6 protein-coding genes are annotated in these 7,723 nt (G+C 38.6%); 2 read left to right on the forward strand and 4 right to left on the reverse strand.

The window, feature by feature from the left end; all coding sequences use genetic code 11:
• Positions 1-54 precede the first annotated feature (54 nt).
• Positions 55-291 carry a BolA family protein gene (locus tag H5968_RS19415; protein ID WP_096565682.1) on the reverse strand — a complete coding sequence of 79 codons (237 nt, stop codon included), beginning with the start codon at positions 289-291 and terminating at the stop codon, positions 55-57.
• A 165-nt stretch (positions 292-456) separates the two neighbouring features.
• Positions 457-1,005 carry a hypothetical protein gene (locus H5968_RS19420; RefSeq protein WP_137669033.1) on the reverse strand — a complete coding sequence of 183 codons (549 nt, stop codon included), beginning with the start codon at positions 1,003-1,005 and terminating at the stop codon, positions 457-459.
• A gap of 171 nt (positions 1,006-1,176) precedes the next feature.
• On the opposite strand from H5968_RS19420, the gene H5968_RS19425 reads away from it, so the two are divergent.
• Entirely contained in the window at positions 1,177-3,282 is a 2,106-nt protein-coding gene (locus tag H5968_RS19425) for a S8 family serine peptidase (RefSeq protein WP_187041272.1), read from the forward strand.
• A gap of 614 nt (positions 3,283-3,896) precedes the next feature.
• Positions 3,897-4,829: a cobalamin-binding protein gene (locus tag H5968_RS19430; protein ID WP_187041269.1), complete on the forward strand. Its 933-nt coding sequence runs from the start codon at positions 3,897-3,899 to the stop codon at positions 4,827-4,829.
• Positions 4,830-5,292: 463 nt separating this feature from the next.
• Here H5968_RS19430 and H5968_RS19435 read toward each other — a convergent pair whose 3' ends face one another.
• A complete protein-coding gene (locus H5968_RS19435; protein WP_187041270.1) occupies positions 5,293-6,633 on the reverse strand; it encodes a hemolysin family protein in 1,341 nt (446 codons plus the stop codon).
• 236 nt (positions 6,634-6,869) lie between these two features.
• Positions 6,870-7,568, reverse strand: coding sequence for a hypothetical protein (locus H5968_RS19440; RefSeq protein WP_187041271.1), 699 nt, complete (start codon positions 7,566-7,568; stop codon positions 6,870-6,872).
• Positions 7,569-7,723: the final 155 nt, after the last annotated feature.

Genomic DNA, 7,723 nt, shown 5'->3' on the forward strand with positions numbered 1-7,723 from the left:
ATCCAAAATCCAAAATCTAAAATCCAAAATCTAAAATCTAAAATCTAAAATTAGTCAAGCTTCGGGAGTAGATGTTTTCAAAGCCAAGGCATGAATCGCTTCAGTTGACATCGCTTGCTTCAACGCACCATAAACCATTTGGTGTTGTTTTACAAGTCCCTTACCTGCAAACTGTGATGAAACGACAGTCACCTGATAGTGATCCCCACCACCTGTTAAGTCTTGCACCTCAACTTGTGCATCTGGCAGTTCTGCCTTAATCATGTCCTCAACTTGCTGTGGAGTAATCATCCCAATTCCTGAAAAAAACTTACTTCTCTATTATTATCAGGGAATAGGTGACAGGTGACAGGTGACAGGTGACAGTTAAGAGGCAGGGGAGCAGGGGAAGTTAATAACACAATCAACAATCAACAATCAACAATCAACTATCAACTATCAACTATCAACTATCAACTATTTTCTGGGATAAGCGGTATCAACAAAACCTAATTCAAACAGTTGTTGATAAGCTTTTTTACCTAATTCCCGTGTGGGGTTTTGACTCTTAATAATTTGAATCAATAATGGTACTGCTAATTCTGGCTGATTTAAAGCTCGATGTACTAGTGCTAGTTGATAGGTTGCTTCGTCGCGTTTTTGGGCAGTTTCCAGGGCTTTTTTGCGTTGAGAATCAGATACTCTGATGTCAATACCGGAAAAACTGGCATTTAAATCTTGGTAAAAATTAGATAGCTGATTATAAAGTTGGCGTGCTTCTTGGAGTTTTTTAGCAGCTAGGGTGTAGTTTTGACCGGAAACAGCTTGTTCTGCCTCTTTCATTAGGCGATCGCCACCTGCCATACTTAACAAGCTATTATTTTGGCTGTTGGGACGCAGGGTATTAGGTTCATTACCATCAATAGGTTGTGCTTGGTTATCGGGTAGCTGTATGACCTGAGCCTGTACAGGTGATAACAGACTAAGAATTGCAATAAGTGATAAAGAAGTAGCAGTAAGGTTCATGGGGTCAAATACTGTAACAAGTCTATAAAAAAATTATGGAAACTTTGGGTATCTTAACTCGGTTTGTGCTTGAGATACAGCAAAATTTAGATCACAACTTTCTCTGATGTAGACTGGACATCAGTTGAATAGAGTTCCTGTAACCCTGCATATTCAGTCAAGTATTCCATGATGAGCGATCGCCTTAATTCCTCTAATTCTCAAACTACAGGTGTACCTATAAGCAGCCAAGGAGTTGTTTTACAACGTGGTGGAGAAGAATTGATTTTAGAAAAAGTTTGGGAACGCTTTACCATCCGTCCGACAGCCAAACTTTCTCCTGAACAATTATCTCAGGTTTCTTGGGGCATTTGGCGGCGCACTATCCCCAGAGCCAAATTAGAAGTATTCACCGTTGAACCTAGCCGGTTAGACGCGGCCATGTCCCAAGCAAGGGCTGATGAAAAGGTAGCTTTTGCTAGTCATGTTTACAAGTTTAAAGATAATCCAGGTACTTATGTTTATTTAAGTGACCAAATCACAATTCAATTTGCGACTTGGGTGGACTCTGCCAAAATTAATACTATAGCTGCCACATATAGCTTAATGGAAAATCAATCAGTTCCAGGGCTACCTAATACATTTATTTTTCTTGTTAGCAAACAAACCACAGAAAATCCCATTAAAATTACCAACCAATTGCAAGCACTTCCAGAAGTTTTAGCTGCTGAACTAAATATTTTTATTCAACAAGAACCACATTATAAACCTAGTGATTCTCTCTATTCTCAGCAATGGTATCTTAACCATAATAGCGGTAATCAGTTAGGAATAGGTTCTCATATTTCTGTAGAACAAGCTTGGGATATTACTCGCGGTGTGCGTTCTGTGGTTGTTGCCGTTGTAGATGATTCTTTTGATTTAAATCATCCAGATTTTCAAGGTTTGGGTAAAGTTGTTGCGCCTAGAGATTTGAAAGAAAATGATTTTTTACCTTTACCTGGAGAACAAGAAACCAGTCACGGTACTGCTTGTGCAGGAATAGCTGTAGCCGAAGAAAATGGTCAAGGAATTGTTGGTGTTGCTCCTGGTTGTGCTTTAATGCCAATTCGCACCACGGGATATTTAGATGATGAATCTATTGAAGATATATTTAATTGGGCAATTAATCACGGTGCTAGTGTAATTTCTTGTAGTTGGGGAGCTTCTGCTGTTTATTTTCCTTTATCTTTGCGTCAAAAGGCGGCTATTACCCGCGCTGCTACTCAAGGAAGAAATGGTAAAGGATGTGTAATTGTTTTTGCCGCTGGTAATGCTAATCGTCCCATTGATGGCACTATCAATGAGCAAAATTGGCCAAAGAATATTTTACAAGGTAAAACAGCTTGGTTAAGTGGTTTTGCAGTTCATCCAGATGTAATTGCGGTTTCTGCGTCTACGAGTTTAAATAAAAAAGCAGCTTATAGTAATTGGGGTGAAAATATTTCTGTTTGCGCTCCTAGTAATAATGCTCCTCCAGGAATGTGGTTTCAAGAAACTGGTTTTGTTTACACACAACCAACCATAAATACTTCTCTTCTTGGTTTGGGAATGTTTACTACAGATCAACTCGGAACAGCTGGTTATAATCCTGGAAATTTTACTAATAATTTTGGTGGTACTTCTAGTGCAACTCCTGTAGTTGCTGGAATAGCAGCTTTAATTTTATCAGTTAATCCTGATTTAACGGCTCAACAAGTTAACCGTATTTTACAAGAAACTACTGATAAAATTGTTGATCCAGAACCTGACCCACAATTAGGTTTGCGGGGTGGAACTTATGATAGTAATGGTCATTGTATTTGGTTTGGTTATGGTAAAGTGAATGCTGCTAAAGCTGTACGTGCAGCGCAACAGTTGAGTAAAGTGGCATCAAGTGTTAACAAACAACTAAAAGGTGAGAATAAAAATATAGTGGCAATTCCTGATAATGATCAAAGGGGAATCAGGAGTATAATTACGGTGAATGAAAATGTCACTGTTGCAGATATTCAAGTAACGGTGAATATTACTCATGAATTTTTAGGAGATTTAGAAATTTATTTAATTTCTCCTAATAATCAACAAGTGTTGTTACAAAGTCGGACATTGGGAAAACACACTCAGTTAGAAAGGACTTATAGTGTGCGATCGCATCCTGTCCTTAAACAATTACTTTCCATCTCTGCTAGGGGAAATTGGCAATTACAAGTTATTGATAATTCACCTCCAGATGTGGGTCAATTGAATATTTGGGAATTAATCATAGGATATGCGTAATAATGCACCCAAAAATCAATTTCTCATCCATATAAACCCAATAAAAAATATTCGGTTTTAACCGACTTTAGCCCGGATTTCTCACTAGAGGAAAAAATAATTGATGAAAAGCCAGAGCAAAACTTTGTAGGGGCGAAGCATTCGGGTGATAAGCTGTTACACAGCTAAATTGTATAATCCTAATATTCTGAACTCTTGTGGAACAGGCAAGATGCCTGTTCCACTTATACAAATTAAATGCACAACAGCTTACCTATGGCTGAAACTAGTTCATATTCTGTCCGAATGCTATCCGCCCTTACGATTAATGAATCGGTGTTCTAGATAAGAACAAGCAAAATTTACTCAAACTTTATATACCTGTATATACCTGTGCGCCTTTTCATCGCCTTTCCGTAGTGTCGCAAATGGGCGCTAAACAAAAATGCTAACATCCTCAAGATAGATATCTTATTTCTGGAAGTATGCAAAAATAAAAGTAGCAACAAGTGTAAAAAAAATTGAAATCGTTTTTTATTCTTGACTACTGACTGCTGTAAGGGTTTAGCAGTGCTAAACCCCTACTCCTGTAACTCCTGTACTCCTGTAACTCCTATCCCCAGGAGGTAATACTTATGATAGATACAGATATAAAAATTGTTTCTTTAATTCCTAGTGCGACGGAAATTGCTGCTACTCTGGGTTTGCAAAATGCTATAGTTGGGCGATCGCATGAATGTGATTATCCCCCAGAAATTTCCCATCTTCCAGTTTGCACACAAGCACGGTTAAATGGTAAAGCTCCTAGCAATAGCATTCATGATCAAGTAAACAAAATAGTACAATCTGCTTTGAGTATTTACAACATCAAATTAGATGTTTTAGAGAAATTGCAACCTACCCATATTCTTACTCAAGCTCAATGTGATGTCTGTGCAGTCAGTTTACCAGAAGTAGAGAAAGCTGTCACCCAACTTACCCACAGTTCACCACAGATTATCTCTTTACAGCCTAACACACTGCGGGATGTGTGGGGTGACATTGAGAGAATAGGTCAAACCTTTGGAGTAGATTCAGTAAAAATACTTGAAAATTTAGAAGCCAGAGTTAAAATTTGTAACCGAAAAGTTCAAGGACTGTCTGTAGCAGAAATGCCTACAGTTGCTTGTATCGAGTGGACTGATCCGGTGATGACGGCTGCAAATTGGATACCTGAGTTAGTTAATTTGGCAGGTGGACAAACCTTGTTTAGTGTTACGGGTAAACCTTCTGCTCTCATCAACTGGGAAACCTTGGTTGCTACTAACCCCGATGTAATTATTTTTATGCCCTGCGGCTTTAATTTACAACGGACTCAACAAGAAGCGAAATTATTAACTCAGCGTCCAGAGTGGGAAAAACTGCACGCTGTTAAAACTGGCAGAGTTTTCATCACTGATGGTAATGCTTATTTTAACCGACCTGGACCGCGTTTAGTTGATTCTGTGGAAATATTGGCAGAAATATTGCACCCAGAAATATTTGATTATGGTTATCAAGGTACTGGGTGGCAAACTTTACACAACTAAGAAGAGTATTTAAGAGAGCAATTAATCATGAGGCGAAGTAGGGGCGAAGCATTCGGAAAATAGGCTGTTCATAAAATTGATAATTGTTCCCCCGAATGCTTCGCCCTTACAGGAAAATAGGCTGTTCATAAAATTGATAATTGTTCCCCTGAATGCTTCGCCCTTACAGGAAAATAGGCTGTTCATAAAATTGATAATTGTTCCCCTGAATGCTTCGCCCTTAGAGGAAAATAGGCTGTTCATAAAATTGATAATTGTTCCCCCGAATGCTTCGCCCTTACAGGAAAATAGGCTGTTCATAAAATTGATAAGCTGTTACACAGCTAAATTGTATAATCCTAATATTCTGAATATTCTGAACTCTTATTTAACAGGCAAGATGCCTGTTCCACTTATACAAATTAAATACACAACAGCTTAATTGCTCCCCCGAATGCTTCGCCCCTAAGACTCCTGACTCCTGCTATAATATTCTAATTTCGATTTGGTGCAAGCGTGGTCCGCTAACTGAGACTATAGTAAATTCTAGATTCTCATAGTTGAATACTTCCCCTTTGGCGGGTATTTTTTGCAACTGATAAAGTACAAAACCTCCCAAAGTTTGATATTCTCTTGCTAAGGGTAAATTAATATGTAAAACTTCATTTAGGTCTTCTAGATTTATCTGTGCTTGCACTAAAAATGTTTGCTTTTCTAACATTTGCACTAACAAATCATCAGTAACTGTTGGTTCACCTGCATTACCAATAATTTCAGCAATTACATCTTGAATTGTCACTATTCCCACGGTAGCGCCAAATTCATCAACCACTATCACCATCGCCGGTTTTTCTTGCTGCATCATGGGCAATAATTCGCTCAGAAGTGTCTGTTCTGGGACAAACCGGGGGGGACGCATCCAAGGGTAAATTTGTGTTTCTAAGGTCATTTTCCCCTGGGATAACGGTGTTGCTAAATCTTGAAAATAAACAATACCGCGAATGTCGTCTAAAGATTCACCAATGATGGGATAGAGAGAATGTCCAGTAGATGTCATTTCTTGTAATAATGTTTGAAAAGTAGCATCTTCTGGTAAAGTAATAATGCTTGTCCGGGGAATCATTACATCTTGAGCGGTAATTTCTCCAAACTCAAAAATATTATTTAACAGTTCTCTTTCTGCTAATTCTAAACCTGTTGATTCCCGTTCTGTTGATATAATTAATTGTAATTCTTCAGGTGTAACTGGAGGTCTCCAACTTTGACCTGTGTATTCAATGCCAAATAATTTTAACAGGTAACGGGTTGATTGGTTGAGAATCCAAATTACCGGACTGAAAAATCGGACTATAGCTTTCACAGAAGGACCTAAAAACCTGGCCAGTTTTTCGGAATACAACATGGCCACTGATTTAGGAAATAATTCTCCTAAAACTATTTGTAAATAGGCAAGTAAGAAAAAGGTAATGGGAATTGATAGAGAATGAGCCAGAAAATTACTCAAATTCCCCGGTAAAGGCCAGGACTGTAACCATGCGTTTACTATGACGACAATGCTATTTTCTCCAATCCAACCTAATGCCAAACTAGAAAGGGTAATACCTAATTGGGCAGTAGATAACAACCTGTCAATACTACGTTGTAACATTTCTACAGCGATCGCAGGTATATCACCAGCTTGAACCAGCTGATGGATACGAGTTCGCCGCACTGTCACCATTGAAAATTCTGCGGTGACGAAAAAGGCATTAATTGCTATCAGCAGTAGCACTGACAACAGTTTAAACCCTATATCTGTCCAAATTAACTGAGAAAAAGCACTCACCTCTCAAGGTTATGTTAAAGAATTTTGGATTTTAGATTTTAGATTTTAGATTTTAGATTTTAGATTTTAGATTTTAGATTTTAGATTGACCCCATATTGGGCAAAGTTTAAACATACCTACAGTCAGGGGTTTGTTATTCAATTGGAAATTTTGAATATTGGGTTCAAAATCCAAAGGCGAAAATCTAAAAGTCCGTCAACATTATTGTCATACTAAAACGCTAATAATAGCATTTTTATTTTTCCACAGGAATATCGGATACCTGTAATTTCAGTTTTTGGGCGGGATAATCTGTTAACGCCAGTGATACACTGCTCACATCATCTAGTAAAGCTGTAGGAATGCTGATTGTACCTGTAAAGGTTGGACCTTTACCTGGTAATTCGGCGGGCAATCCCTCTGTAATGGCGCTCAAAGTTCTGCCTTTATCATCAGTAACATCTAAAAAACTATACAAGAATCTAACAGTATCATTAGCTTGATTCTGCATTTTGACTCTTAGTATTAAATCACCACCAGAGTAACGAACCGATTGTACAGACATTGTTACGCCTTCGCTCTCAGCCACAACTGGAAATCCTGGTTCTAGTTTTTCTTCTGCTACTTCTTCGCGCTTTTGGGCAGCCTCAGATTTTTTGGCTGTGATTTCTTCTTCTTCCTCTCGTTTTTGTGCCTTCTTATCAGTTTTATTATCTTTGATTCGCGCTTTTACAGCTTTGATAATATCTTCCTCTTTTAATAAATTTACTCTGTCCGATTGGGCGTTATTATTCCTATTGCTGGCAAATTTGCTAGTGGGGCGACCATCTGGTGACGAAACACCTTTGAGAGCAGAACTTCCCATCGAAAAACCCAAAAATGCGCTCACAGAACCTGCTCCCAGCATTAGGGTTAACAAAATCAACGTCAGAACTACAGTGGAATTTATTTTCATCGCTGACAAGCTATTACAGAAAAAACATAGTCTATATATTAGTCAAGAAAAGCAGAGACTGGGGACTGGGGACTGGGGACTGGTGACTGGGGACTGGTGACTGGTGACTGGGGACTGGTGACTGGGGACTGGTGAGTGGGGACTGGGGACTGGGG

The sequence above is a fragment of the Sphaerospermopsis sp. LEGE 00249 genome, assembly GCF_014299995.1.
In the GTDB taxonomy this organism is placed as follows: Bacteria; Cyanobacteriota; Cyanobacteriia; order Cyanobacteriales; family Nostocaceae; genus Sphaerospermopsis; species Sphaerospermopsis kisseleviana.